The organism is Neolewinella sp. (genome assembly GCF_965214665.1).
Lineage (GTDB): Bacteria > Bacteroidota > Bacteroidia > Chitinophagales > Saprospiraceae > Neolewinella.
The window spans coordinates 4,137,644-4,161,968 of record NZ_OZ243970.1 but is presented as its reverse complement, the minus strand read 5'-3'; the positions used below and the strand labels follow the sequence as shown (position 1 = coordinate 4,161,968).

Annotated in this window: 22 protein-coding genes; 12 read left to right on the top strand and 10 right to left on the bottom strand. The window is 60.7% G+C overall.

All coding sequences use genetic code 11. The features are described from left to right. Nucleotides 1–60 precede the first annotated feature (60 nt). On the top strand, nt 61–576 hold the full coding sequence (locus ACOOHD_RS17825; RefSeq protein ID WP_420459232.1) for a Dps family protein: 516 nt from the start codon (nt 61–63) through the stop codon (nt 574–576). Nucleotides 577–578: 2 nt separating this feature from the next. Here ACOOHD_RS17825 and ACOOHD_RS17820 read toward each other — a convergent pair whose 3' ends face one another. From ACOOHD_RS17820 to gyrB, 3 genes are read right to left on the bottom strand one after another with little or no spacing between them, the layout of a single operon-like run. Further along, the gene (locus ACOOHD_RS17820; RefSeq protein WP_420459231.1) at nt 579–1,013 is read right to left on the bottom strand and encodes an HNH endonuclease; all 435 of its coding nucleotides are present in this window, start codon (nt 1,011–1,013) and stop codon (nt 579–581) included. Beyond that, on the bottom strand, nt 1,013–1,267 hold the full coding sequence (locus tag ACOOHD_RS17815; RefSeq protein ID WP_420459230.1) for a hypothetical protein: 255 nt from the start codon (nt 1,265–1,267) through the stop codon (nt 1,013–1,015). The genes ACOOHD_RS17820 and ACOOHD_RS17815 overlap by 1 nt, the downstream gene beginning before the upstream one ends. Nucleotides 1,268–1,288: 21 nt before the next feature. Then, nucleotides 1,289–3,253, bottom strand: a complete 1,965-nt coding sequence (gene gyrB, locus ACOOHD_RS17810; protein WP_420459229.1) for a DNA topoisomerase (ATP-hydrolyzing) subunit B — start codon at nt 3,251–3,253, stop codon at nt 1,289–1,291. Nucleotides 3,254–3,399: 146 nt separating this feature from the next. Between gyrB and ACOOHD_RS17805 the strand changes: the two genes are divergently transcribed. Next, complete coding sequence (locus ACOOHD_RS17805; protein WP_420459228.1) at nt 3,400–4,095, top strand: hypothetical protein; 696 nt, start codon at nt 3,400–3,402, stop codon at nt 4,093–4,095. 85 nt (nt 4,096–4,180) lie between these two features. Here ACOOHD_RS17805 and ACOOHD_RS17800 read toward each other — a convergent pair whose 3' ends face one another. Further along, on the bottom strand, nt 4,181–4,885 hold the full coding sequence (locus ACOOHD_RS17800) for a TIGR04283 family arsenosugar biosynthesis glycosyltransferase (protein ID WP_420459227.1): 705 nt from the start codon (nt 4,883–4,885) through the stop codon (nt 4,181–4,183). A gap of 55 nt (nt 4,886–4,940) precedes the next feature. Beyond that, nucleotides 4,941–6,128, bottom strand: coding sequence for a class I SAM-dependent rRNA methyltransferase (locus ACOOHD_RS17795; protein ID WP_420459226.1), 1,188 nt, complete (start codon nt 6,126–6,128; stop codon nt 4,941–4,943). Between the two features lie 34 nt (nt 6,129–6,162). Here ACOOHD_RS17795 and ACOOHD_RS17790 point away from each other — a divergent pair, with 34 nt between their 5' ends. From ACOOHD_RS17790 to ACOOHD_RS17775, 4 genes are all read left to right on the top strand, one after another. Beyond that, nucleotides 6,163–8,403, top strand: a complete 2,241-nt coding sequence (locus ACOOHD_RS17790) for a hypothetical protein (protein ID WP_420459225.1) — start codon at nt 6,163–6,165, stop codon at nt 8,401–8,403. A 107-nt stretch (nt 8,404–8,510) separates the two neighbouring features. Then, nucleotides 8,511–9,758 carry a PP2C family protein-serine/threonine phosphatase gene (locus tag ACOOHD_RS17785; protein ID WP_420459224.1) on the top strand — a complete coding sequence of 416 codons (1,248 nt, stop codon included), beginning with the start codon at nt 8,511–8,513 and terminating at the stop codon, nt 9,756–9,758. 73 nt (nt 9,759–9,831) lie between these two features. Then, nucleotides 9,832–10,782 (top strand): TPR end-of-group domain-containing protein, encoded by a 951-nt coding sequence (locus ACOOHD_RS17780; protein WP_420459223.1) that lies wholly within the window; start codon nt 9,832–9,834, stop codon nt 10,780–10,782. A 33-nt stretch (nt 10,783–10,815) separates the two neighbouring features. Then, the gene (locus ACOOHD_RS17775; protein ID WP_420459222.1) at nt 10,816–11,475 is read left to right on the top strand and encodes a CBS domain-containing protein; all 660 of its coding nucleotides are present in this window, start codon (nt 10,816–10,818) and stop codon (nt 11,473–11,475) included. On the opposite strand, the gene ACOOHD_RS17770 is transcribed toward ACOOHD_RS17775, so the two are convergent. Then, nucleotides 11,472–14,306, bottom strand: coding sequence for a TolB family protein (locus ACOOHD_RS17770; protein ID WP_420459221.1), 2,835 nt, complete (start codon nt 14,304–14,306; stop codon nt 11,472–11,474). The genes ACOOHD_RS17775 and ACOOHD_RS17770 overlap by 4 nt on opposite strands. 103 nt (nt 14,307–14,409) lie before the next feature. Between ACOOHD_RS17770 and ACOOHD_RS17765 the strand changes: the two genes are divergently transcribed. The 5 genes from ACOOHD_RS17765 to ACOOHD_RS17745 all read left to right on the top strand — a co-directional run bounded on the left by ACOOHD_RS17765 (nt 14,410) and on the right by ACOOHD_RS17745 (nt 18,693). Continuing rightward, the gene (locus ACOOHD_RS17765; protein WP_420459220.1) at nt 14,410–15,846 is read left to right on the top strand and encodes a hypothetical protein; all 1,437 of its coding nucleotides are present in this window, start codon (nt 14,410–14,412) and stop codon (nt 15,844–15,846) included. After that, the gene (locus ACOOHD_RS17760) at nt 15,843–16,805 is read left to right on the top strand and encodes an ATP-grasp domain-containing protein (RefSeq protein ID WP_420459219.1); all 963 of its coding nucleotides are present in this window, start codon (nt 15,843–15,845) and stop codon (nt 16,803–16,805) included. The genes ACOOHD_RS17765 and ACOOHD_RS17760 overlap by 4 nt, the downstream gene beginning before the upstream one ends. Further along, nucleotides 16,792–17,760, top strand: a complete 969-nt coding sequence (locus tag ACOOHD_RS17755; RefSeq protein WP_420459218.1) for a succinylglutamate desuccinylase/aspartoacylase family protein — start codon at nt 16,792–16,794, stop codon at nt 17,758–17,760. The genes ACOOHD_RS17760 and ACOOHD_RS17755 overlap by 14 nt, the downstream gene beginning before the upstream one ends. Before the next feature lie 145 nt (nt 17,761–17,905). Further along, nucleotides 17,906–18,349, top strand: coding sequence for an XRE family transcriptional regulator (locus ACOOHD_RS17750; RefSeq protein WP_420459217.1), 444 nt, complete (start codon nt 17,906–17,908; stop codon nt 18,347–18,349). Beyond that, nucleotides 18,340–18,693, top strand: a complete 354-nt coding sequence (locus ACOOHD_RS17745) for a hypothetical protein (RefSeq protein WP_420459216.1) — start codon at nt 18,340–18,342, stop codon at nt 18,691–18,693. Before ACOOHD_RS17750 ends, ACOOHD_RS17745 begins: the two co-directional genes overlap by 10 nt. Nucleotides 18,694–18,695: 2 nt before the next feature. Here the strand turns inward: ACOOHD_RS17745 and ACOOHD_RS17740 are convergent, their stop codons facing one another. Further along, complete coding sequence (locus ACOOHD_RS17740) at nt 18,696–20,951, bottom strand: sugar-binding domain-containing protein (protein ID WP_420459215.1); 2,256 nt, start codon at nt 20,949–20,951, stop codon at nt 18,696–18,698. Nucleotides 20,952–21,049: 98 nt separating this feature from the next. On the opposite strand from ACOOHD_RS17740, the gene ACOOHD_RS17735 reads away from it, so the two are divergent. Beyond that, entirely contained in the window at nt 21,050–21,919 is an 870-nt protein-coding gene (locus ACOOHD_RS17735; protein WP_420459214.1) for a hypothetical protein, read from the top strand. Nucleotides 21,920–21,966: 47 nt separating this feature from the next. Here ACOOHD_RS17735 and ACOOHD_RS17730 read toward each other — a convergent pair whose 3' ends face one another. The 3 genes from ACOOHD_RS17730 to ACOOHD_RS17720 all read right to left on the bottom strand — a co-directional run bounded on the left by ACOOHD_RS17730 (nt 21,967) and on the right by ACOOHD_RS17720 (nt 24,221). Continuing rightward, the gene (locus ACOOHD_RS17730; protein ID WP_420459213.1) at nt 21,967–22,479 is read right to left on the bottom strand and encodes a hypothetical protein; all 513 of its coding nucleotides are present in this window, start codon (nt 22,477–22,479) and stop codon (nt 21,967–21,969) included. Between the two features lie 56 nt (nt 22,480–22,535). Next, the gene (locus ACOOHD_RS17725) at nt 22,536–22,748 is read right to left on the bottom strand and encodes a hypothetical protein (protein ID WP_420459212.1); all 213 of its coding nucleotides are present in this window, start codon (nt 22,746–22,748) and stop codon (nt 22,536–22,538) included. Between the two features lie 195 nt (nt 22,749–22,943). Beyond that, on the bottom strand, nt 22,944–24,221 hold the full coding sequence (locus ACOOHD_RS17720) for a hypothetical protein (protein ID WP_420459211.1): 1,278 nt from the start codon (nt 24,219–24,221) through the stop codon (nt 22,944–22,946). Between the last annotated feature and the right edge of the window lie 104 nt (nt 24,222–24,325).

Genomic DNA, 24,325 nt, shown 5'->3' with positions numbered 1-24,325 from the left:
ACTTAGGGGCGAACTAGTGGGGCGGCGGGCAGGTTGGGCCCATACACAAACCCAACGACCGTGGCCAAAGCTAAGCATACGATCTCCATGGCGGAGCTCAATACCCCCAACAACCTCGACCCCGAAAAAGTACAGGCCGTAGCCGACTCGATGAACGCCGTAGTCAGCGACCTCATCGCCCTGTGGGTGAAGACGAAGAACTACCACTGGCACATGTCGGGTCGTAACTTCCGCGATTACCACCTGATGCTCGACGAGCAGAGCATGGAGTTGATCGAGACCGTCGATCCGGCCGCCGAACGGGTACGGAAGCTGGGCTGCAAGACCGTGACCAGCATCGGCATGGTCGCCGAACTACAGCGGGTAGACGATAACGATGAGGCGCAAGTATCGCCCAAGGATATGCTCCTCGACCTAGTGGAAGAGAATAAGAAGCTCGCCGCCAATATGCTCAAGACCCACGAGGTCTGCGACGAGGCTGAGGACGTAGCCACCGCCAGCTTTCTGGAAGAGTGGATCGACCAGGCGCAGCGGCGGACGTGGTTTTTGTTTGAGGCTACGCGGGAGTTGCAGTAGGTCTAAGCCAAATTAAACTTATAGCCGTGTTCAGTTAGGATCTTTCGCGTCTCTACTCGGTTATCCTGATTTAGCGAAAGTAATCGGATAGTTCCCTCTCCAATTAATGTTTTGGAATGAATGGTCCCATTATCTTCTAACCTGAAGTGATGGGACCATTCGTTTTTACGGGGGCGGTACAAAGGATGAATCTCCCCATCCCCTGGAAAGTAAACCGCGATACTGACTCCCTTCAATAGATTACAGCGAGCACAGCAACCAATTAGGTTTTTCTCATCGGTGGTACCCTGCTGTTTTTTAGGAATGATGTGATCAACCTGTAACACTCCTGGTAGCACCAAGTCCGGCAATAGGCAGTACCGACAACTATACTTAGAATATTCAAAGACCTTACGCCGAAGGCTATTTGTAATATAGTGGACCTTGTTAGACGCCATTACCTATCACCCTGAAGCTTAGCGTAAGCTTTAGCTTTAGCTAGAACGATGGCTCTTTCGATCCGAAAGTAGTAGTCAATTTCTGCTTGATCCTGGAAGGAAAGACTTTCCGCATGCGTAAGCTCAATCAATTTCGTGATTTTACGCTCATCATCCACCGACATTTTAAATTCTAGTATCTCTTTGGGTGAGGGTTGATTCACCATAAGGTCAAAGAAATCATCCAGGATCCGGGATTCGACTACTGAAGACATTGTATCTTTGTTTTAACTGATTTACACATCCACCTTAGCATACTTAGCATTCGCCTCGATGAAAGCCCTACGCGGCGGCACCTCATCACCCATCAGCATACTGAATACGCGGTCGGCCTCCGAGGTCTCCTCGATGGTGACCTGCTGGAGCATGCGGGTGTCGGGGTCCATGGTGGTCTCCCAGAGCTGGGTGGCGTTCATTTCGCCGAGGCCCTTGTAGCGCTGCACCTTCACGGAGCCATCGTTCTCGTGGCGGCTGAAGCGGGCGATGGCCTCGCGGCGCTCGTCCTCGTTCCAGCAGTACTGGAACTGCTTGCCGCGGCGCACCTGGTAGAGGGGCGGCTGGGCGATGTAGACGTAGCCACCGTCAACCAGGGCGTGCATGTAGCGGAAGAAGAAGGTCAGGATAAGGGTCACGATGTGGCTGCCGTCGATGTCGGCGTCACACATGATGATGATCTTATGATAGCGTAGCTTCTCCAGGTTCAGGATCCGCTCCCCGTGCTCCCCCTCCACGATGCTCACGCCCAGGGCGGTAAACATGTTCTTGATCTCCTCATTCTCGTAAATCTTGTGCTCCATGGCCTTCTCTACATTGAGGATCTTACCGCGTAGGGGCAGGATGGCCTGAAACTTCCGGTCGCGACCCATCTTGGCCGTACCGCCGGCCGAATCACCCTCCACGAGGTAGATCTCCGAACCGTCGGGGTCCTTGTTGGAGCAATCGGCGAGTTTACCGGGCAGTCCGGTGCCGGTGAGGACGTTCTTACGCTGCACCATCTCGCGGGCCTTGCGGGCGGCGTGGCGGGCGGTGGCGGCAATGATCACCTTGTCGATGATGCGCTTGGCCTGATTGGGGTTTTCCTCCAACCAGTGGCCTACGCTCTCGCCCACGGCACGGCTGACGATACCGGTGACCTCGGAGTTACCGAGCTCCCCCTTGGTCTGTCCCTTGAACTGCGGCTCGGGCACCTTCACGGAGACCACGGCGGTGAGGCCCTCGCGGAAGTCCTCCCCGCTGACCTTGAATTTCAGCTTCTTGAACAGCCCGTTGTCATCGCCGTACTTGGTGAACAAACGGTTCACGGCCCGGCGGAAGCCGTTCACGTGGGTACCCCCCTCACGGGTCTTGATGTTATTGACGAAGGAGTAAATATTCTCCTGGTAGGTGGTGTTGTACTGCATGGCCACCTCGACCTCCACGTTGTCTTCCTTAGACTTCACGTAGATGGCCTCCTCGATCAGGTCCTGCTTGCCCTCGTCGAGGTACTTGACCATCTCGGCCAGTCCACCCTCGCTGTAGAACTCTTTGTGCAGGAAGTTGCCGTCGTCGTCCTTCTGCCGCTCGTCGGTGATGCCCAGTTGCAATCCGCTGTTGAGGAAGGCGAGTTCCTGCATACGACTAGCCAGCGTTTCAAACTTGTACACGGTCGACTCAAAGATCGTCGCATCCGGCTTAAACATAATGGTGGTACCCGTATGGTCGGTCGTACCTACCTCGTGCACCTGGTTCTGGGGCTTGCCCTCGCTGTAGTCCTGCTGGTACACCTTGCCGTCGCGGTGCACCGTAGCGCGCAGGTGGCTAGAGAGTGCGTTCACACACGACACGCCCACCCCGTGCAGTCCACCCGATACTTTGTAGGTGTCCTTATCGAACTTACCCCCGGCGTGCAGCACCGTCATCACCACCTCCAGGGCGGATTTCTTCAGCTTTTCGTGCGTACCTACGGGGATACCGCGGCCGTCGTCGACCACCGTGATCGAGTTGTCCTCGTGGATCGTCATGTCGATGCGGCTACAGTAGCCGGCCAGGTGCTCGTCGATGGAGTTATCGACCACCTCCCAGACCAGGTGGTGCAGCCCCCGCGTATCGGTACCGCCGATGTACATACCGGGGCGTTTGCGCACGGCTTCCAGTCCCTCTAAGGCGGTAATATTTCCGGCATCATAGCCCGCTTTCGGGCCCATTTCCTTGTTCTTGGTCATAGCTACGAAGGTACAAAAATTGTGCCACGTTTCCTAGTAAAATTGGGGCTTCGGAGGGGGTAAAACGGGCGGGGTCGCGGGTGCGATATTCCGGCGCGCTGAACCCCTCCCCACCCGCAGCGATTCAATAACAAACACCCGCCGCCATGTCCACCATCCTCCCCTCCTTCATCGCCGACATCCGCGCCGCTCGCCCGGGCCAGTCCGTCGCCATCCAGGACAACCTGACGCTGTTTCGGGTACCCAAGCAGCGCTTTCGCAACGGGCAGACCTACGCGCTGACCCATGAGAACAAGATCACCCTCATCGACACCGTCCACGCCATCACTCGCGGGGCCGTGGACCGCTTCCTTAACGGCCGCACCCCCGCCGCCCTGCTAATTACCCACTCCGACCTGGTAGGCCAGGCCCTGGGCTCCCCGACGGAGCTATCCGACTGGCTCGGCGGGGCACCCGTGCTCATCCATAGCTACGACAGCATGAACCGGCCGGGCCTCCACCCCCTGGAGAGCAACACGCCCATCCTAGAGGACATCCACGTCGCCTACCACCACGTACCCGGTCACACCCCCGGCTCTACGGCCTACCTGCACCTGCCTACGGGCTACCTTTTCACCGGCGACATCATCGTCGGCAACAACTACGAAAAGCCGCACCAGCACTTTACGCATGCGCCCATCAGCGATGCCGACTGGGCGCTAAACAAGGTGGGTTGGGAGGGCATCCCGGTGGCGGGAGTGAAGGCGGTATTGCCGTTGCACGGGCAGCCGTCTTTTGGTCCGCAGGCGTTCGCGGAGGCAAAGGCTGCGGGGTTGGATCGGGCGCGTCTGATGCGGGAATAGCAGCTCCCGGCATCCTTGCCGTGCTGATGAGGTAGTAGCCGCGGCTAGACCACCGTAGGTAGCAGCGCAGCTAACCCACGAACCACTACCAGGGCCGCAGCCGCCGCCGGTACAGCCGGATCATTTCCCCCTCATCCGCCCCTGCCTTGTACATGCGAAACACCTTCCAATTAGCCAACTGCACGCGCAGCCAGCTATTAGCGCGGTACTTGCGGGCCGAGACGGTGATGGATCGTGGAACAACCCGAAAGGGAATCTCCGCCGCCCAGATGCGCTGGATGATGTCGTAGTCCTCCATGATCTGCATGGAGCCGTCGAAGCCGCCGAGCTCACGCCAGACCTCGCGGGTCAGGAATAACGACTGATCGCCTCCCCGACAAGACAATGCCCGCGGAAAACGCGTAAAGAAGGCATTGATAGCTAGCAGCGGACTGCCCGAGTCGAAGCGAAAGCGGTAGCAACCGACCGGATAGCCCTCCGCCACACTGCGCTGGATATCATTGTAAAAGCCGCTGGGCGGTCGCGTGTCGGCGTGTAGGAAGTAGAGCACGTCGTAAGTGTGCAAATTGAGCGCGGCCGCTTCGTTCATTTGGGGGGCCCGGCCCTGTTGTCCACACGATAGATACTGCACCTGCGTCAGCGCCCCGATGAGTTCCGCCGTGCCGTCCGTACTGCCCCCGTCGGCCACCGTAATGGTGCCACGGCCCGCCAGCTCGCCGGCTAGGTAAGGGAGTAGATGGCGAAGATTCTCGCGCTCATCGACGACGGGGATAATGATATGAAGACGCATGAAACGTGTGATCAGCAGTAGCCTGATTGTACGTAAATAACGCCCGGTTGGTTTTTTAGTCTACGCGGTAATACACTGATTTCAGGTAGGCCCCCTCCGCAAAACCAATGGGGTGATCCACGTCGTGGAAGGTCTGCTCCAGCAGCGTGTAGCCCCGCCCGCTGCGCTTCATCACCTTCTCTACCGTGGCAAAAAAGTCGGCCGCACTGACCCGTGCCGAGCAGGAGCAGGCCAGCAGCAGACCACCCGGTTTGACCAGTGGCACGGCCAGGGTATTAATGCGGCGGTAGGCATCCAGGGCACCGGGCACCTCCCGCTCCCGCTTGGCGAAACTGGGGGGGTCGACCACTACGATACCGAACTCCTCGCCCTGCCGTGCTAGCCGTTCCAGTTCTTTGAAGGCATCTCCCTCGATAGTTTCGTGGCGGGGGTCCTCCCCGAAGTTAAGGGCTACGTTGCGGCGGGCTACTTCCAGGGCCGGGCCACTGATGTCCAGACTCACCACCCGGTAGGCCCCGCCGTGCAGGGCGTGCACGCTGAATCCGCCGGCGTAGCTGAATACGTCGAGCACATCCTGCGCCTGGGCTAGCTCCCCTACCCGCTTGCGGTTGTGGCGGTGGTCGAGAAAAAAGCCGGTTTTGTGACCGCTTACTACATCAGCCAGGAACTCTACGTTGTGCTCCTTAAATACGACCTCGGGATCGGCTAGGGTACCTACCAGCACGGTTCCATCCGTGAGTCCCGGCCGGGCCTTCACCACGCGAGCCAACCGCAGCACCACCGACTCTGCCTTCGCCGCCCGCTGGATGTGGGGCAGCAGCATATCGAGGTAGGGAAACCACACCGGACTGTAGAGCTTCACGACCGCCACGCCGGCGTAGACGTCCACCACCAACCCCGGCAGCCGGTCGTTCTCGCCGTGGACGAGCCGGTAGCCATTGGTGTTTTTCTTCAGCAGCGGGAGACGCAGCTTGCGGGCGTCCTGAATGCGGGCGGCAAAGAAAGCCTCGTCAATCTTCACGGATTCCCCCTGGTGCAGCACCCGAATGCGGATCGGCACGTCGGGATCGTAAAGCCCCACCCCAATAAATTTATCGCGCTTGCGATCGAAGATGATGGCCAGGTCCCCGGCCTGCCCCTCCCCCTTCACCGCGGCCACGGCTCCGTCGAAGAGCCAGGGGTGACCGGAGCGGAGGATGCGCTCCCCCTGGGGGGTAAGCTTGGTGGCGAGGCGGTTGGGCATAAAGGGCGGCAAAGTTACCTTAAATTTAGCCGCGATGCCCGAGCTGCTGCGCCACATTTACCGCTCCTTTCCCGTGCAGCTGCTGCTGTTGCACCTGCGTACCAATTTTCTATTGCTAGGTATGTGGGTGCTGCTCCTGCTCATGATCAGTGGCGCGCTCGGGGCCCAGTTGGGCCTGCAGTACCTCTTTCTCGACCCCGAGTACCTGGGCGAGACGGGCTACTTTGCCTTTCTCATCGTGGGCCTGGCCTTCGGCTTTTTCACCATGAGCTGGAACTTAAGTACCTACTTGCTACTGGGGGGCTACTTCAACTTTTTGGCCAGCCTCTCCCGCCCGTTTTTCAAGTACTGCATCAACAACGCCCTGCTGCCCCTGGGGGTCTTTCTTACCTACTGCGCCTTCCTACTAAGCTTTCAGAACGGGGCAATACAGGGGGCACGTTCGCCGGTGCAAAACTTATCGGGGCTCGTTGTTGGCCTGGCATTAAGCCTGTTCATCTACTCGATCTATTTCAACCTCACGAACCGGGACATCACCTACTACACCGGCGGGCGGGAGGCACCTCCCCACCAGGGGCCGGGCCGGCGGGGCGCCCTGGGCTACCGGCCCTACCGGGCTACCGCCCTGGGGCCGCAACTGGTCAATCTATACGATAATCCCTTTGGCGTGGCCTTCTACCTAAATAGCTCGCTGCGGGCGCAGCGGGTGCGCTCGGTGGCCCACTATGAGACCAGTCTGCTCCGCAACATCTTCCGGCAGAACCACGTCAACGCCCTGGTGCTGCAGTTCGTCACCATCGGTATCCTCATCGCTTTGGGCCTACTGATCGAGCAGCCGACCTTTCAAATTCCGGCGGGGGCGAGCTTTTTTATCTTATTCAGCCTCTTCGTCTCCATCATTGGAGCGGTGAGCTACTGGTTTTCGGAGTGGCGTCTGACGCTGCTGATCCTGCTACTGCTCACCATCAACTGGCTCACCAGTACTCCCTTTTTCGACCACGGCAATCAGGCCTACGGGCTCGACTACGGGACGCCGGCCGAGTACTCCCTCGACACCCTACGTTCCTTCTACGCCCCGGCCGAGCGACGCCGGGACATCCGCGCCACCGAGGCCATCCTCGACAACTGGAAGGCCAAGCAACCCACCGCGCGACCGAAACTGGTCATCCTCTGCGCCAGCGGCGGCGGACTTACCGCCTCCCTCTGGGCTACCCACGTGGCGCAGTCCATCGAAGCCTGCAGCGAGGGGCGGCTGCTGGAGTCCACCGCCCTCATGACCGGCGCCAGTGGCGGGCTCCTAGGACTGGCCTACCTACGCGAGGCCTACCTCGACCAGGCGACCTTTCCCTTCGAGGGCCCCGAGCACCTGGCCCGGGTGAGTGAGGACCTGCTCAACCCCGTGGCCTTCTCGATCGTCAGCAATGACATCTTCCTACCCTTTCGCCGGGTGCGGGTCGGTGATGAGTCTTACCGTCGCGACCGGGGCTACGCCTTCGAGCGGGCCTATAATCTGGCTACCGATAATCTCCTTAACCGACCCCTAATTGACTACCGGGACGTAGAACGCTCCGCCCGCGTCCCGCTCCTCTTCATCACCCCCAGCGTGGTCGAGGATGGGCGGCGCATGGTCGTGTCTCCCCAGGACGTCAGCTACATGATGACCCCGCCCGTCTCCGCGGGCCGCGGCGTGCCCCTGGAGCCGGATATGGTCGATTTCCGCCGCCTTCTCCATGCGCAGGACGCCGATAGCCTCCGCCTGAGCAGTGCCCTACGCGCTAATGCCTCTTACCCCTACGTACTGCCCCAGGTGAGCCTGCCCACCGAGCCCGGCATTCGCCTCATGGATGCCGGCTACCGCGACAACTACGGCATTGCCTCCGCCGCCCGCTTCGTCCACGTTTTCAAACCCTGGATCGACCGCAATACCTCCGGCGTCGTACTAGTACAGCTCAGCGCCTTCCGCGAGCAGCAAATCCCCGAGGATGGTCACCGCGGCGTAATCAGCGGTCTGCTGAGCCCCCTAGGCGTAGCCGGCAACATCCTTAGCCTCCAGATCCTGGACCAGGAGGAACTGCTGGCCGGCCTCTACCGCAGTCTCGGGCCCGACCGTTTCCACCTCTTCCGCTTTAATTACCAGCCCAGCGTGGACGACCCCCTGCGCACCTCCGTCTCCCTACACATGACCGCCTCGGAGAAGATACAGGTGCTGCGGGCGCTGGATGCACCGGAGCAACAGCGACGGATTGATGAGCTCCTGGAGTTGTTGAGTCGGTAGTTACCACGTCATTCCCGCTCTACCCCCGAAGGGGTCTACCCCGCAGGGTCTAACCAGCCCCGATAGCTATCGGGGCAACTAACCGCGAAGCGGTCTACCTTTACGCCATGCCCTCCCCCCTGCCCCGCATCAATCGCCTAGAGCGCGAGCTGCACCTGCGCCAGTTGCAGGTCCGGCGGCTGCTGCAGATGACGCAGGCGATCAACAACAACGTGGCGGCCGAGGATCTTTTCCAGATGTACCGCGCCTTCCTGCGCAATGAGCTCGGAGTGCGGGAGATGGCCCTGATCGTCAGGGAGAGCGAGCACGACGAGCGCTGGCAATTGGCCACCACCATTGGGCTCGACGAGCGGGAGCTGACGACGGCCATCGACTACACCGAGGACCTGGAGGAGATCAAGCGGCCGGGGCTGATTCAGCGCTACGACCACCCGCTGTTTTCCCACTTCGAGCATGTGGTGCCGGTGCTGCACAAGGAGCGGCCCATTGCCTACATCTTCATTGGTACGTTTGAGGACGAGGAGGATATGTTCGAGCGGGTGCAGATCATCACCACCATCAGTAACGTGATCGCCGTGGCCATCGAGAACAAGCGGCTGTTCCGGCGTCAGATCGAGCAGGAGCGCCTGGAGGCCGACCTCGACCTAGGAGCCAAGGTGCAGGGCATGCTGATCCCGAAGGAGCTACCCACCAACGACTTTTACGAGCTCAGCGCCATCTACCGGCCAAAACTGGGGGTGGGCGGGGACTACTTCGATTACCGGGAGTTCGTGGACGGCAAACTGGTTTTTTGCATCGGCGATTTTACGGGTAAGGGGGTGAGTGCGGCCCTGTTGATGGCTAACTTCCAGGCCAATTTCCACACCCTGATCCGCAAGCGGGGTAGCCTACACGAGTTCGTCACCGAGATCAACGAGAGCGTGTACCGCATCACGGGCGGGGAGCGCTTCGTGACCTTCTTCGTAGCCGAGTACGATCGGGAGTCGCACCGCCTGCGCTACGTCAATGCGGGTCACCCGCCCGCCGTGCTGGTGGGCGAGAACACCTTCCAGCTCCTCGATAAGGGCACGACCGTGCTGGGTTCCATCGATGAGCTACCTATACTGGAAGTGGGTGAGGTGACCCTACCCCCCCAGGCGCTGATCGTGACCTACACCGACGGGCTGACCGATCTACAGAGTGCCGCCGGGGAGACCTTCGAGGAGGAGATCCTTTATCAGTTCGCCCGCCGGCAGCACTACCGCTCGGCTAAATCGTTCAATGCCAACTTACTGGACAAACTGGAAGAGTTCCGGCAGGAGGAACCCTACCCCGACGACCTTACCATTCTGACCTGCCGGATATTCGGAGAATAGTCGGCCGGCGGCGGGTGGAAAAGTCCGCGGCGGCAAGAACGAAAACGGGTCCGCGTTCGTTCCCAGCAGTGAGATGAGAGATAAGACGATTGCAGCGATTCTGGCGTTTTTCGGGGGCATCGTCGGCCTCCAACGCTTCTATCTGGGGCAAAAGGGGATGGGGATGGCCCATTTGTTCTTTTTCGTGCTGGCCCTGTCGGCCGGCCCGAGCCCCTTCACCGTCATGCTGCTCTCGCTGGCCCTCATCTTTGGCATCGTGGATGCCATCTCTTACCTCTCGATGGACCCCCGGGAGTTCGACCTCAAGTACAATCAGCCGGTGACCCAAACCTCACCGGGGTACGGTCCGGCTCAGGCACGGCCCGAACAGGCGCAAAAACGTAGCATCATGAATGATCGCGAACGGCGGTTCCAGGAGCGGCAGCGTCAGCGGGCCGAACGGGAAAAAGAACAGGAACGCCGGGATAAGGAGCGCTTCAATCAGCGCATAGACCCGGGTACGGCAAATAAGGCGGACCGGATCAGTCGCCGCGACCCGGGCCGGGTAGACCGCGAGCGGGGTGTGCGCCAGTTCCGCGAATACGAGTACCAGGAGGCGATCGCCTCCTTTCAGCGTGCGCTGGAGCAAAACCCGCGTGACGTGGCCTCCCACTTTAATATTGCCTGTGCTTACTCGGTGGAAGAGGAGGCCGACCGGGCGTTTTACCACCTCGACCGGGCCGTGGCGCTCGGCTTCGACGATTTCGACCGGATCCGGACGCACGATAGCCTGGCGTACCTACGGATTCAGAGGGGGTTTCCGGACTTCGCTAAGCATGGATTCCGCCTTGCTACGGCAGCTGCACCGGCGGCCGCGCCTAATTTGGACGACCCCATCGCCGCCGGCGAAATGCCGCCCCTAGAAACCGCAGCGCCCGTGCACGATGAACTGCTCGAACAGCTCCAGCGCCTCGCTAGCCTGCGCGAAAAGGGCCTGCTGACGGAGCTGGAGTTCGTGACCCAGAAACGCCGCCTGCTGGGCTAAGCCGATTTATTTCCTACCTTTTTCCTCCCCCAAATGACCGCTGACTTCCTCCTTACCGACGCCCTCGTGCCCCTGCGTCCTTCCGATACCGGAGAGGAAGCCCTCGAGATCATGAATGAATTCTATATCCGCCACCTACCCGTGGTGGAAGATGGTAAGCTTACCGCCGTCATCAGTGAGGACGATGTGCTCGACGCTGATCCCGAGGAAGCCGTCGGCAACTACCGCGTACCCCAGCTGCCGCCCTCGGTGTACCCCGACGACCACCTCTACGATGTGATGCGCCAGCTGGTAGATAACAACCTGACGGTGGTGCCGGTGATCAACCGCGAGGGGAACTACGTAGGCATGGTGACGGGTGAGGATTTGCTGCGGTTCTTCGCGCAGTCGAGTACCTTCAGCGACCCGGGCTCGATCGTGGTGCTGGAGCTGGGGCGGCACGACTACAGCCTGGCCGAGATCGCCCGCATTGTAGAAAGCGATAATGCCATCATCCTGAGCTCCTTCGTGCGTAGCGTGCCGGAGTCGAACCTGATCGAGATCACGCTAAAGCTGAACAGCCAGAGCATCGCGGGCACGATCGCTACCTTCGAGCGCTTCAACTATGTGGTGAAGGCGAGCTTCAACGAGAAGCAGTTGCAGGATACGCTACGCGAGCGCTTCGATAGCCTGATTAACTACCTCAACGTCTAGAAGCGGCCGGAGAGTAGGAGGCGTGTCTGTAGATTGTCCTCATCAGTAGCAAAGACGTCATCGTCAAGTCGGAAGGCGCCCTCTACACCGATAGCGATGTCACCCGTGTTAAGCCAAGTCGTGTCGAAGAAGAGCTGGTAGCCTACGCTGCGCTCGGTGAATTTGGCGTTCGGAAAGGCATCAATGGCCAGGCGGCTGTAGTCGAAAAAACCCAGGGCACGAATGCGTTTGAGGTAGATAAAATTGCCGCCAATATCGGGGTAGAGCAGCGGTAGCTGATAGTTCACCCCCAGGCGGTAGACCCAGTCGGCCAGGGGTTGGACGTAGCCGCGGGCGTACCGAAAATTGTCGGTGTACTGGTAGCGGTTTTCGGCCTGCTCGCGCTGGTAGTCGGCGTCGATGCGGATGCCGTGGGTCTTAAAGGGGCTAGGGAGGAAGTAGAAGCTGCTGACGAATAAGCGCTCCCCCGGTTTGGTGTTGCCCAGTGCTCGATCGTAGGCCACCGATACCACCGCGCCCAGCCGCGGCTGCACCTGCCGCAGGGCCGTACGCTGGAAGTGGCTGAGGAGGAAGCCGGCGGAGGCATTGCTGAAGCTGCGGGGTAGGAGGCTTTCTCTTTCCGCATCCCGGAGGCTCACGTAGCGCAAGCCGACGGTAGGGATGAAATCGGTAAAGTAATTGCCGCGTACCCACTCCAGCGGTACGTTCACCGTAGCGCCTAGACTGAGCTCGCTGAACTCCTGCCGTGAGATGCGTAGGCTATCGGTGCGGGGGGCCTGGATGAGGGTGTTGCGGTCGCCGTAACCACTAGCCAGGATGATGGTCGGGAACAGCCCGCCATAGGCTACGGAAGCCAACCCGGCGAATCGCTCTTCGTTGATGTTGTAAAACCCCGCCGCCGTAATGGCTAGGGTATTGAGCGCATTGTTGGCCTGGGCAGAGACGCCGGGATTGATGTAGCTCCCGTTGAAGGACCAGCTGTGCAGCTTGAGCCCTCCGAAGGTATTGGAGAAGTTGCGCACGGGGTAGTCGCCCGCTACAGTGACCTCAGTGGGTAGGTTCGTCTCCTCGGCGGCAAAGGCGGCGGGGCGCTCGAAGATGCTGGGCTGGGCGGGCTTTAGCGGGATACGCCCTTTCGGGACCATTTGGGGGGGCAGTTGCTGCAGGCGATCGCCCCGACCGTTGGGCGCGGAGTAGTACAGCGTACCGCCGGGTGCGAGGTAGGGAAAGTAGGCACCAATGGCTACGTCCGTGAGCTGATCGAATTCGCCAGTGGCCGGATCGAGGCGGTAGACATTGTCGATGCCGCTGCGCCCGCTGACGAAGACCAGCTGTCCCTCCGCGCTGACCCGCAGCATATCGATGGGCTCGTAGGCGCGCTCCCGTACGGTGGTGATCGCGTCGGTCTGAATATCCCAGGCGCGAATGGCCAGTCCCTCCCGGTTCTGGGCGAGGAAGTAGACGGTCTGCCCGTCGGGTGAAAAGCTCGGCCAGCTCACGTTGCGCTCCTCGGAGATAGCCTGCTTGCGGAGGAGCTGCCCGGTCGAAGCATCGAGTAGGTGCAGCTCCGGGGCCGGGGCCAGGGGATCGTACCACACGGCTACCAGTTGCCGGCTATCGAAGCTGAGGGTGGCGGAGAGATAGTGCCCTTGCTCGGTGAGTACCCGACTGCGGCCACTACCTAGCTCGTGCACGACCAGGTTGGAATAGTTCTGATTGGTGTAGCGGGGGTGCTGGTCGTAGCGGGTGTACACCACGAAGCGGTCGGTGCCGTACACCCAGGGCTCGCGCTGGATGCCGATGGGGAGCACCACCTCCTCGGGGTCGCCTACGGCCACCACGGCGGGCAGCTCGCGGTAGCTGGTGCGCAGGGCTAACAGGCGGCCGCTCGCGTCCTGAAAGGGAAAGCTGTAGCGCCGCACGTCGGTGTCGTAGTAGCGGCCCAGCGGCGTGCCCTCCACCCGGGCGGGATCGACGATGAGCAGGCTGTCCTGCGTAGTGCGCAGATCGGCCATGGTGCGTAGGTAGAGCCGCTTGGTATTTAGCCCTGTTTTACGCTTCAGGGCCCGGCTGAAGGGATAGAACACACCGCGGTAGGCCGCCCCCTGCTGCAGCACGTCCCGCCAGACGTCATTGCCGTACACCTCGCGCGCGTAGGTGGTCATTGCGTAGCCGTAGCGGTAGTGATCGGGCACCAGGTCCCAGTAGCTGCCGTTGCGGGCCTTGGCGTATTTATACACTTCGCCGCGGTAGCGCAGTAGGGCCCGCAGGTCGCGCGAGAAGGCCGGCGTACGCCCCCGTCCGAGTGGCGTCAGGGCTGTTTCCATCACTACGGCATCCCCCTCGCTGAACCAGTTCGGCACCGCGATGGCCCCCAGCACCGCCCAGCCCGTCTGCCCCTGCAGGTAGCTGAATAACTTGGTCACCCCCCGCCGCTCGTTACTCGCCTGCAGCACATGCCGGAATTCGTGGATGGTGAGCAGATCCACCCAGTCCGATCCGCTCAGTAGGTTAAAACTCTGCGGCGGCGTTACGTAGAATTCCGACCGGAAGGGAGCCAGTCCTACATATCCATTGATGGTCATATTGGGCGTCTGTAGCACCAGGTCGAAGTCGTACAACTTGTCGCCCACGCTCCGATTATGCGCCGTGGCTAGCTCATCAATTAGGCTAGCCGCCCGCTGCGCCTGCTGTCCGTAGCCCTCGGGAAAGAGCACCCGCACGTGCTCGGCCCGTAGCTGCTGCCAGTCGACCTGCGGGGGGTGAAGGCCGATGCCCTGGGCGGAGAGGATGGAGGCAGTAAAGCACAGCAGGGCTAGGAGGAGCTTCATTTGACAAATTTACGGATGGCCCCCAAACATCCCGCCCCCGCCCGACTTCCACGAACGAAGTGAGCTGCCCCCCACATCGTAAATGGTACACGGTAAATCGTAAATGGTAAATTCCACCACCCCCATCCCCCCCGGCGCCTTCAAGGCCGAGACCCACTGGTATCCCAAGGCGCTCAACGCCACGATCCACCCCATGGTGAGCTTCTTTATGAACCTCGACCGGGAGCGCATCGTGACCCGCTACTGCCACCTCAATCCGCTGGTCGATCCCGATGGACTCCGGGAGGTGCTAGCCTACCAGTGCAAGTACTTTCTCTGGGGCGGGGCCGACCTGATCAACGCCACCACCGCCCAGGGCCGCCGCCGCATGGTCATCATCGAGAATAACTCCTGCCCCTCGGGCCAGAAGTCGATGCCGCTGCTCGACGACCACCAGGAGGAGGGCAGCTACCGCCTACTGATCGAGCGTACCTTCCGGCCCTTCGTGGACAACCGCCGTAGCCAGAGAGACGGGCGCCTGGCCGTCATCTACGATAAGAACCCCATGGAGGCCAGTGGCTACGCGGCCACCATTGCCGATGTGTTCCAGGAAGAGGTGCTCTACGTCAGTGATTACTACGGCGCCGAGGAGCGTAAGCTTAAGGTGGAGGACGAGTGGCTCTACGCCCTGCACAACGGCGAGTGGGTACGCCTGCGCGCCGCCTTCCGCTACCTCACCCAGCGGCCCTGGACGCGGCTACCCCTCAACTCCAAGACCCGCATCCTCAACCCCATCGTCACCTGCCTGGCCGGGGGGCGCAACAAGATGGTGGCCGCCAAGGCCTACGATTTCTACAACGGCGAGATCCGCAAGTACGGCCTCAAGATCCACACCCCCGAGACCATCTGGGACGTAAGCCGCAACGAGGTGCCGCTGTGGGTCGCCAAGCTCGGCGGACAGGCCGTGGTCAAGGTCCCCTACTCCAACGCCGGCCAGGGCGTCTACACCATCACCAACCAGTCGGAGCTCGACGCCTTCATGGCCGAGCCCATCGACTACGAGCGCTTCATCGTGCAGAGCCTCATCGGCAACTACGGCTGGAGCTCCACGGGTGGCGACGGTAAGTTCTTCCACGTCGGCACCATCCCCGACAAAAAGGGCCGCACCTTCGTCAGCGACGTACGCCTGATGGTCAGCTCTACCGCCCAGGGCATCCGACCGCTAGCCTGCTACAGCCGCCGCGCCGAGCAGGCCCTGAGTGACGAGCTGGACGCCGGGGCCGACTCCTGGGCCATGCTCGGCACCAACCTCTCCGAAAAGCTCGGCACCAACCAGTGGACCAGCGACACCAACCGCCTGCTGCTCATGGACCGCCGTGACTTCAACAAGCTCGGCATCGGGCTCGACGACCTCATCGAGGCCTACATCCAGACCGTGCTGAGCACCATCGCCATCGACAAAATGGCCACCCAGCTGTTTAACGCCAAGGGCAAGTTCAGCCTCCGCCTGTTCTCTAGTCTCAACAACGACCCCGTCCTCCTTTCCGAAATCCTCGTATGAGCCGTCCGCTTTCCTTTTTAGTACTCACCGACCACAGCGGCCACAGTGCGCAAAATTCTGTTTACAGCCTCGTCAATACCCTTCGTCAGGACCAGCGCTGCAAGTTCGTAGACATCGCTACCCGGGGCAATCCGCAGAACCAGGAGTTCTTCCGGGGGGCGCGTGCGCAGGTGCAGGGCTTTGGGGTGAAGGACGAGCTCGTTTATCGCAAAGATGGTAATCAGTTTGCTCACGATCTTCAGCCCCTTGAGCTGGCGCAGTACGACGTGATTTGGCTACGACTCCCCCACCCAGTCCCCCAGGAATTTTTTGACTGCATTACCGAGGTCACCGCGGGTACCGACACACTGATCGTCAACGACCCGGCGGGCATCACCGAGACCGGTGATAAATCTTTTTTGCTTCACTTCCGGGAGTGGACGCCGCCCATCGAGCTGGTCCGTACCGCCAACGAAGCGAAGACCTTCGCCGAGCAATTTTCCCTGGTTTTAAAACCCCTACGTGCCTACGGAGGCAAGGGCATCCGCCGCATCGACCGACCGGAAGATGCCGATACGGTCGACTTCACCGAGCCCTACCTGGCCATGAAGTTTCTCAAAAACGTGAGCCAGGGAGACAAGCGCATCCTGGTCGTGAACGGCAAAATCCTGGCAGCCTCCCTACGCATCCCCGCCCCCGGGCAGTGGCTCTGTAACGTGGCCCAGGGCGGTAAGTCCATCGGTGCGGAGATTGAGCCTGAGGAACAAGCCATGATTGAGGCACTGGCCCCCGAGTTGCTACAGCGCGGCATCTGCTTCTGCGGCGTAGACACCCTGGTCGACGACGATGGCAGGCGGGTGCTTTCCGAGATCAATACCCTCAGCATCGGTGGCTTTCCGCAGGCGGAGGCACAGTCCGGTCGACCCGTGCTACAACAGACCATTGACGAACTATTTCACTACTGCTATGACCACCTTTAATACCGAGGCCCCTACCATCCTGAGTCTGGCGGAAGTCGAGCAGCCCGCCGGTACCATCCGCCGCTACTGGCTGCGCATCATCAGCGATGGACTCGGCGAGCCGGTACGTATCCCCATCCTCGTGGCGAAGGGTACCCAGGAGGGCCCTACCCTCGGCGTGACGGCGGCCGTGCACGGGGATGAGCTCAACGGTATCCGGGTGATTCAGCGGCTGTTTTCCGACCTGGACGTCAAGGAGCTGAAGGGTACGATTATCGGCGTCCTGGTGGTCAATATACCGGCCTTTCTGCGGCAGACGCGGGTGTATACCGACGGCTTCGACCTCAACCACGTCATGCCGGGCAAGGAAGAGGGGCGGGCCAGTGAGGTGTACGCCTTCCGGCTCATCGACCGCATCATTCAGCACTTCGATTACCTGCTCGACCTACACACCGCCAGCCGCGGGCGGATCAACAGCTACTACGTGCGCGCCGATATGTCGCACGAGGATACCCGCCAGCTAGCCATTCTCCAGAACCCCCAGCTCATCGTGCACAACCCACCCAGCGACGGTACCCTCCGGGGGGCAGCCGATACCCTCGACATCCCGGCGGTAACCCTGGAGGTCGGTAATCCCGGGGTATACCAGAAAAAACTCATCCGTAGCGGTACCGAGGGGGTACACAACGTACTCTCCCATCTGGGCATGACATCTGACGAGATTATTGCACCTGCGGCCCCGCCCATTATCTGCAAGCGGAGTTACTGGATCTACACCCACACCGGCGGCCTGCTTACCGTGGAGGTGGACTTACTTAAGGAGGTAAAGAAGGGGGATTTGATTGCCTCCCAGCGCGATGTTTTTGGTACCCTAAAGGAGCAGTACCTAGCGCCGGAGGACGGGGTAGTGATCGGCAAGAGCACCATGCCGGTGAATCGGAGTGGGGGGCGGGTTTTGCACCTGGGTATTCTGTAGTGGCTCCCGGCATCCCTGCCGGGCCGCGGCTAGAAGCCACGATCCACTACAGCTCCACCGCCATCCGAAACATACTCCGCATACCGGAATTGACACAAATGAAACCTACGTAAAGCTACAGCGTTAAAAGTAAAACTGTAGCTTCATGAAACCGGAAATAGATCGTGTGTTTAGCGAGGTAAGCACGTGGAAGACTTTCCCAAACCCACCGCAGGGAGGCTGGTTGCGTGCGGGCCGCCGGGCGGTCGGGCTATCGCTGAAACGGCTGGGTAAGTTGAGTGGACGTACGCCACAGGCAGTGCGGGATGCCGAGCAGCGGGAGCTCGACGGGAGTATCTCGCTGGGCCGGCTGCGGGAAATCGCTGCGGCGATGGATATGGAGCTGGTATATGGGCTGGTGCCTAGGGGGGGCTCGGTGGAGGAGTTACTGAAAGGTCGGGCAAGGGAGCGGGCCACCTTGTTATTAGATAAAGCCCAGCATCATATGCGTCTAGAAAATCAACTCAACGATCAGTACGAACAGAATGAAGAAGTTGATGCACTAAGCGAGCTACTCCTGCGGGAAAACCCGGCAGTACTATGGACCTGAATACTAGTCCTACTGCGGGACAAACGCCGATAGCGGAAGAAGAACGTCAGGGTTTGCTTTTGGCCATTCAGACGCTGGCCGAGCTCGACCAGGCGGAGCGCCGAAATATAGTCCTGGGGTTATCTAACTACTTAGTACCGCTACCGGCAGAAAGGCTAATCCAAGAAGAGTTCATAAAGTCCTTTCACCATAACCTATTTGACCGTGTCTGGGCCTGGGCCGGCCACTTCCGCCGCACTGACAAAAATATGGGCGTACCCTGGCCGGAAATCGCGCTGGCCTACCGACAGCTACGGGACGATACCGGCGACATCAGCGCCCTCCTGGCGTTCGCCCGGCAGTAAGCCTACTCCCCTACCCCGTATAGCCCGACGTCAAAGGACCCATTATCCCCCCGCCCCTCGGAGCGGGTGACACGTACGGTGACGACATTACGACCCATCTTCAGCGCAGATACATCGGCCACCTCATTAACGGTGTAGACGCCGCGGTCACCCCCCTTACTAGCGGGAGAGGCCAGGGGCTGGTCGTTGACGAATACCTCGATATCGGCGCGGTTGCTGAGGTACTCCACGTAGAGCTTTTCCGGTATGCGATCGAGGGTAAACTCACGGCGCAGGGTGATAGGCTCCCCATCCCAGCGGGAGCTGCCGGGGGTGTAGAAGTCATTGTAGGTCGAGAAGGGACCGGGCATATGATCGTCGACCTGCCCGTCCTTTATAATTTCCCAGGTTTGGGGGGTGTACTCTGAGGTGGACAGTAGGGCCTGGTAGCGGCCGGGGCGTTCGTAGAGGGGGGCAAACAGGTCCGGCGAACGCTGGGTGTCGAGCTTCATCACGCGGCGGTCGTAGGTCATCAGGCCATTGATCTCGCCCTCTACGTCGGTGGTCTGGGTATACACGGCGGCCGAGAGGCCGCGGGGGCGCAGACCGATCAATCCGTTCATGAGCTCGGCGAAGCCATCGGTAAGTTCCTCCTGGCTGCTGAGGGTGCGGTAGCCCCAGTTGCGCTTGTCCCACCAGAGGTGATCGGGCACAGGGTAACCGAGGCCCCCGAACTCACCGAGTACGGAGGCGCGGTCCTCCTCGGGTCGTTCCATGCCGGGGCCGGGGTAGATGTGCACGTCATACATATCGCCCACGCCGCGGTCGGTCCAGCCGCTCGGCGCGTCGACGATGCGGCTGGGATCGTAGGCCTTGGTCCAGGCGGCGATGCGCTCAGTGTCGTACTGCCCCCAGCCCTCGTTGAAGGGCACCCAGGTGACAATACTCGGCGCGTTGTAGAGCTGATCGATCAGTTCCTTGTACTCCCGCTCGAACTGCACGGCGGCCGCATAGGGCTGGTCGGCGTCGCGTATGTCCTGGGGGCCGACGAAGGTTTGGTTTGGCAGATATCCACTCGGCATGTCCTGCCAGACCAGCAGGCCCAGGGTGTCGCAGGCGTAGTAGAAGGTGGCGGGCTCCACCTTGACGTGCTTGCGTAGCATGTTAAAGCCCCACTTTTTGGTCATCTCCAGATCGAATATCATCGCCTCCACGGTGGGGGCGGTGTAGAGCCCGTCGGGCCAGTACCCCTGGTCTAGGGGGCCGAACTGGAAGTAGGGGCTGCCATTGAGCAGGATCGCGGTGTGGCCATTGGCATCCTTACCCAGGCTTACCTCCCGCATACCGGCGTAGCTCACCACCCGGTCCACTCGGTCACCTCCGCGCTCGGAAAGCGTAATTTCAAGGTCGTAGAGAAAAGGATCTTCGGGTGACCAGAGACGGGCGTCGGGGACCTGTAGTTCCAGACCTGTATTCCCGCCGCCGGCCATCAGGTCGATGGACTGGCTAGCCACCTCGGTACCGCCTTCGCCGGTCAGGGTGACGGTGGCGGTCAGGTCGTCGGCCGTGGCGTTGGTTTGTACTTCGACGCTCAGGGTACTCTCGCTTAGGTTCGGAGTAATTTTAAGGCCCCGGATGTAGTCCTTGGGTACGACCTCCAGCCAAGTGGTCTGCCAAATACCGGTGACGGGGGTGTAGAAAATGCCCCCGGGGTCTTGCACCTGTTTGCCGCGGGCCTGGAGCCCGGTATCGGTGGGGTCGGAGACGCGTACTACGAGCTCCTGCTCTCCGCGCTTCAGGTAGGGGGTGAGGTCAAAAGAGAAGGCAGTGTAGCCGCCGGTGTGACCACCGATGACCTGCCCGTTGAGGTAAACGGTGGCGCGAAAATCCACCGCCCCGAAGTGGAGCAGTACCCGGTCACCATCATTCCTACGGGGCGTCGTAAAGGTGCGGCGGTACCACAGGTACTCGTTTTCCTTCACTAGTTTTTTCACGCCGCTCAGGGAGGATTCCACGGCAAAGGGCACGAGGATCTTTCCGTCGTACTGGTTTGGCGCTGCGGCGGCCGTCATGGGGGTGATGGCGTAGTCCCACTGCCCGTTGAGGTTGGTCCAGTCGTCGCGTTTGAGCTGGGGGCGCGGGTAAACGTTCCAGGGCTGAGTCTGGCTGACGGTGGCGCTCCAGGGGGTACTCATTTCGAAGCGGAGTACGCTGTCTTGCTGGGCGGGCAGGAGGAGGCTGAAGGTTCCAACAACCAGGAGAAGGATATACTTCCGCATAGTAGGGTAGTGATCGGGTGAAATCAATATGGGGATAAGGTAAGGAATGCGGGCGGGGCCGCGGGTGCGTATATTTGACGCATCCACACGAACAAGCGATGAGGTACCTAGCTTTCGTTCTACTGCTTGGTGCGGTAGCCTGCACGACTCCCCAAGTCTCTGAACCCAGCTCATCGAGCCAGAAAAGTCAGGCTAGCCCCTACGCAGATCGTATCGCTGCCGCTACGACCCGCCTTAGCACCAGCGACCCCGCCCGTAAAGTGCTGCGCGCCATTGACGCCATGGGCGGACTCGAGAACTGGTACGGAAATGGACCGCTCTACTACCACTTCGACTACCAGCCACTCGATGGCAGCACACCGCGGAATACCTACGTGACCAATGACTACCGGAGCGCCAAGGCCGTGCACCTGTACGCCGGGGACTCTACCCTACGCTTCGGCTTCGACGGCCAGGAGGCCTGGTCGATGACGGGGGAGAAGGTAGAGGGGATGAGCCCGCGCTTCTGGTCGCTGACGCCCTACTACTTCGTGGGACTGCCCTTCGTGCTGGCCGATGCGGGCATCAACTTTGCCGCCCTGCCACCCGCCGAGCTTGACGGTACGATCTATGACATGGTGAAGGTGACCTTCGATGCGGGCACCGGCGATGCCTCGGGTGATTACTACGTCCTGTACCTAAATCCCAATAGTGGACAGCTCGATGCCCTGCGCTACGTGGTCACCTACCCCGGCTACTTCCCCCACGGCGGCAGTACGCCCGAGAAGCTGATGGTGCTGACGGGCAAGACGACCGTAGGGGGAGTGACCCTGCCGACGGGTTACTTAACAAGCATGTGGAACGACGGGGCAGTGAGCGGGCCGGTGACGCGGATTACGGTGAGTGATTATGCGTTCAAGCCGGAGCTGGGGGATGAGTTTTTTGCGCGGCCGGTGGGGGCGCGGGTGTATAATGATTTGCCGGAGTAATCAATTTAACCGCTCGGCGGACGAACTTCAGTAAGCGCCTTTAGCGCTTACTGAAGCATTCGGCCGACGAGGGTGGCGACCCGTTCCATATAGGCAGCTACCTGTGGGCTATTCTCGAAGTCTCCGAAGTAAGCCCGGTAGTTAGTGCCCTCCCCTACCCCCAGATAAGGACAGCTGCCATCGTAGGCTAGGGCAGCGCAGTTTTCGGTGTCGGTGAGGGAGGTGAAGGCCGCTTGCGGGAAGTCGGCGGCCAGGTCCGAGGCCTCATCCGGCGCGGGGCCGACACGTTCCCAGTTGCTGGCGTCACCGGCCGGATCGTCGTAGTTGAAGTTGTAACCTTCCTCATTGGTACGCAGGTCGGCGTAGGCGCTGCGGTAAAGGGTACCGTCCTTGACCAGGAAGTAAGTCTCGGCACCGTGACCGCCGCGGCTGCCGAAGACAAAGGGCTGGGTGGTGACGGTTTCGGCGGCGGCATCGGCGGAGGGGGCGGGCTGAAGGCCCGGGGAGCTGCAACCGAGGACAAAAAGCAGCAACAGGGAGATCAGGTAGGTGGTGGACATACAGAGGTTAGGCTGGTAGTACCAACCTAAGCCCTGATGCTTCCGGGAAGTTTAGTCTACCGTAGGTATACGGCATGGTTCCCGCTCCACTCACCCACCACGGTAGGCAGGGCGGTGAGTGGCACGAGGCTGTCGGTCATGACCGGGGCAATGTCCTCAGTGATGGCCATATCGGGCGTGGCGGGGTCGACGCGATTGGCGGGGCCCTCCGTGAAGGCGGAAACGGCGAATAGCAGCAGGATAATGGCGGCGAATAAATAGGTGTTCATGAGAGGTAGGTATGGTCGATGCGGGCTAAAAGGCCCATTATTACTGCTATTACAACGGCCCCGTAAAATGCGTTAGTATAGTGTTAAAATGACACCACCGATGTTAGGTGTGCGCCTAGCGGCGCTAGGGTTGAACCACAGATGGCCACAGATTAACACGGATTTGCCCGCACCCCAGCGTGCAACGCCTCGACCTTACAAAATGACGACCAGGCCAAGTCCCCCGTAGTTACCCCGCTCAATCGGCCCCACCCCAGGCTGCTGGTAGAAGTTATTCATGATGGTAGTAGGGTCCCCCTCTCCGGCCGAGCCCTTACGTAGCGCAAAGAAGGCCGAGAGCTTAAAGTTGGGATTGAAGTACAGGTTAGACCCTACATCCAGCCCGTTATCCTTGCCGGCAAACTCACTGAGGCGGTTGGCATTACCAATCGCGCCAGCCGACGTAGGGCCCCGGTAGAACCAGTAGCTTACCACCGGCTCCAGTACCAACTGCCGCGGCAGCCTCAAGTTTCTACCCATTCGCAGATAACCCGTAATCCCCTCAGTGGAAATACCCTGCCCGGTACGCCGCATCCGGTATACGTCCCCGTCGACGTGGAAAGCCGGGTGGTTGGCCAGTAGCTCCAGTCCGTAGGCCACGTTTTCGCGAAAGAAGTCCGTCCGCCCCTGCCGCGCTCCGCCCACGCTCAGCGTCACGCCCGTGCGCTTGCCGAAGTAGTTGACCTTATGCACGGGCGAGTAGGTGGCGCTTTCGGCATCGCCCAGAGTAAAACTGAGCCGGCCGGTCACCAGCGGACTGGCCTGCCGCCCGGTCGAGTTGCCCCCCAGCACACTCACGTAGGCATTTTGCAAGGCTACGTCATAGGTCAGGTGACGCTGTCCGTTCTCAGCATGCACTTGACCGCCGAAGAGCAGCCCCGCCGCCCGCCCCGGACCGGTACCCACCAGGTGCCGCCGCAGGTAATTCTGCGACCAGGCCTTTTCGTAGCTCGTACTGCGCAGGGCCGGGTTATTGCTTTCCCGCCCGATCGGCGAGGGGAAGTAGCCCACCTGCAGGTAGGCTCCATCGCTCTGCCGGGCCAGTTGCCAGTTCAGCGCCACGTTCCACACCCGGAAGATGGGCGAGCCTCCGTTGTTGAAGCCCGCATCGGTGGCGGCCAGCACGTCGCGGCCCACGAAGTCGAGCGCCATGATTACCTGGAACTTCACCGTCTCGTAGGGCTGTCCGCTTATGATGAAGCGGCTCCGCTTAAGCTGGGTATTGATGCGGTTTTCGACCCCGGCGTAGGCCTCCGTCTCGTTGTCGTAGACCGACATGCCGGCCGAGTAGGTACTCCACAGTTGTAGCCCCACGCTGGCCCTGAGCTGGTAGTCGGTGAGCAGGCGGCTCAGGGCGGTGGTGTCTTTCGTCTGGGCGGCAAGGGCGGTACTTCCGAGCAGCAGGGCAAGGAGGAGGTGGCGGAACTGGGGCATGGCCGCAAGGTAGGGTGGGGTGCGGGATACGGGGTGCGGGGTAGGGCCGTAGGGCTCGGCGAACGACGATTACCGTTTTACCCCCTTGCACGGCAAGCTCATAC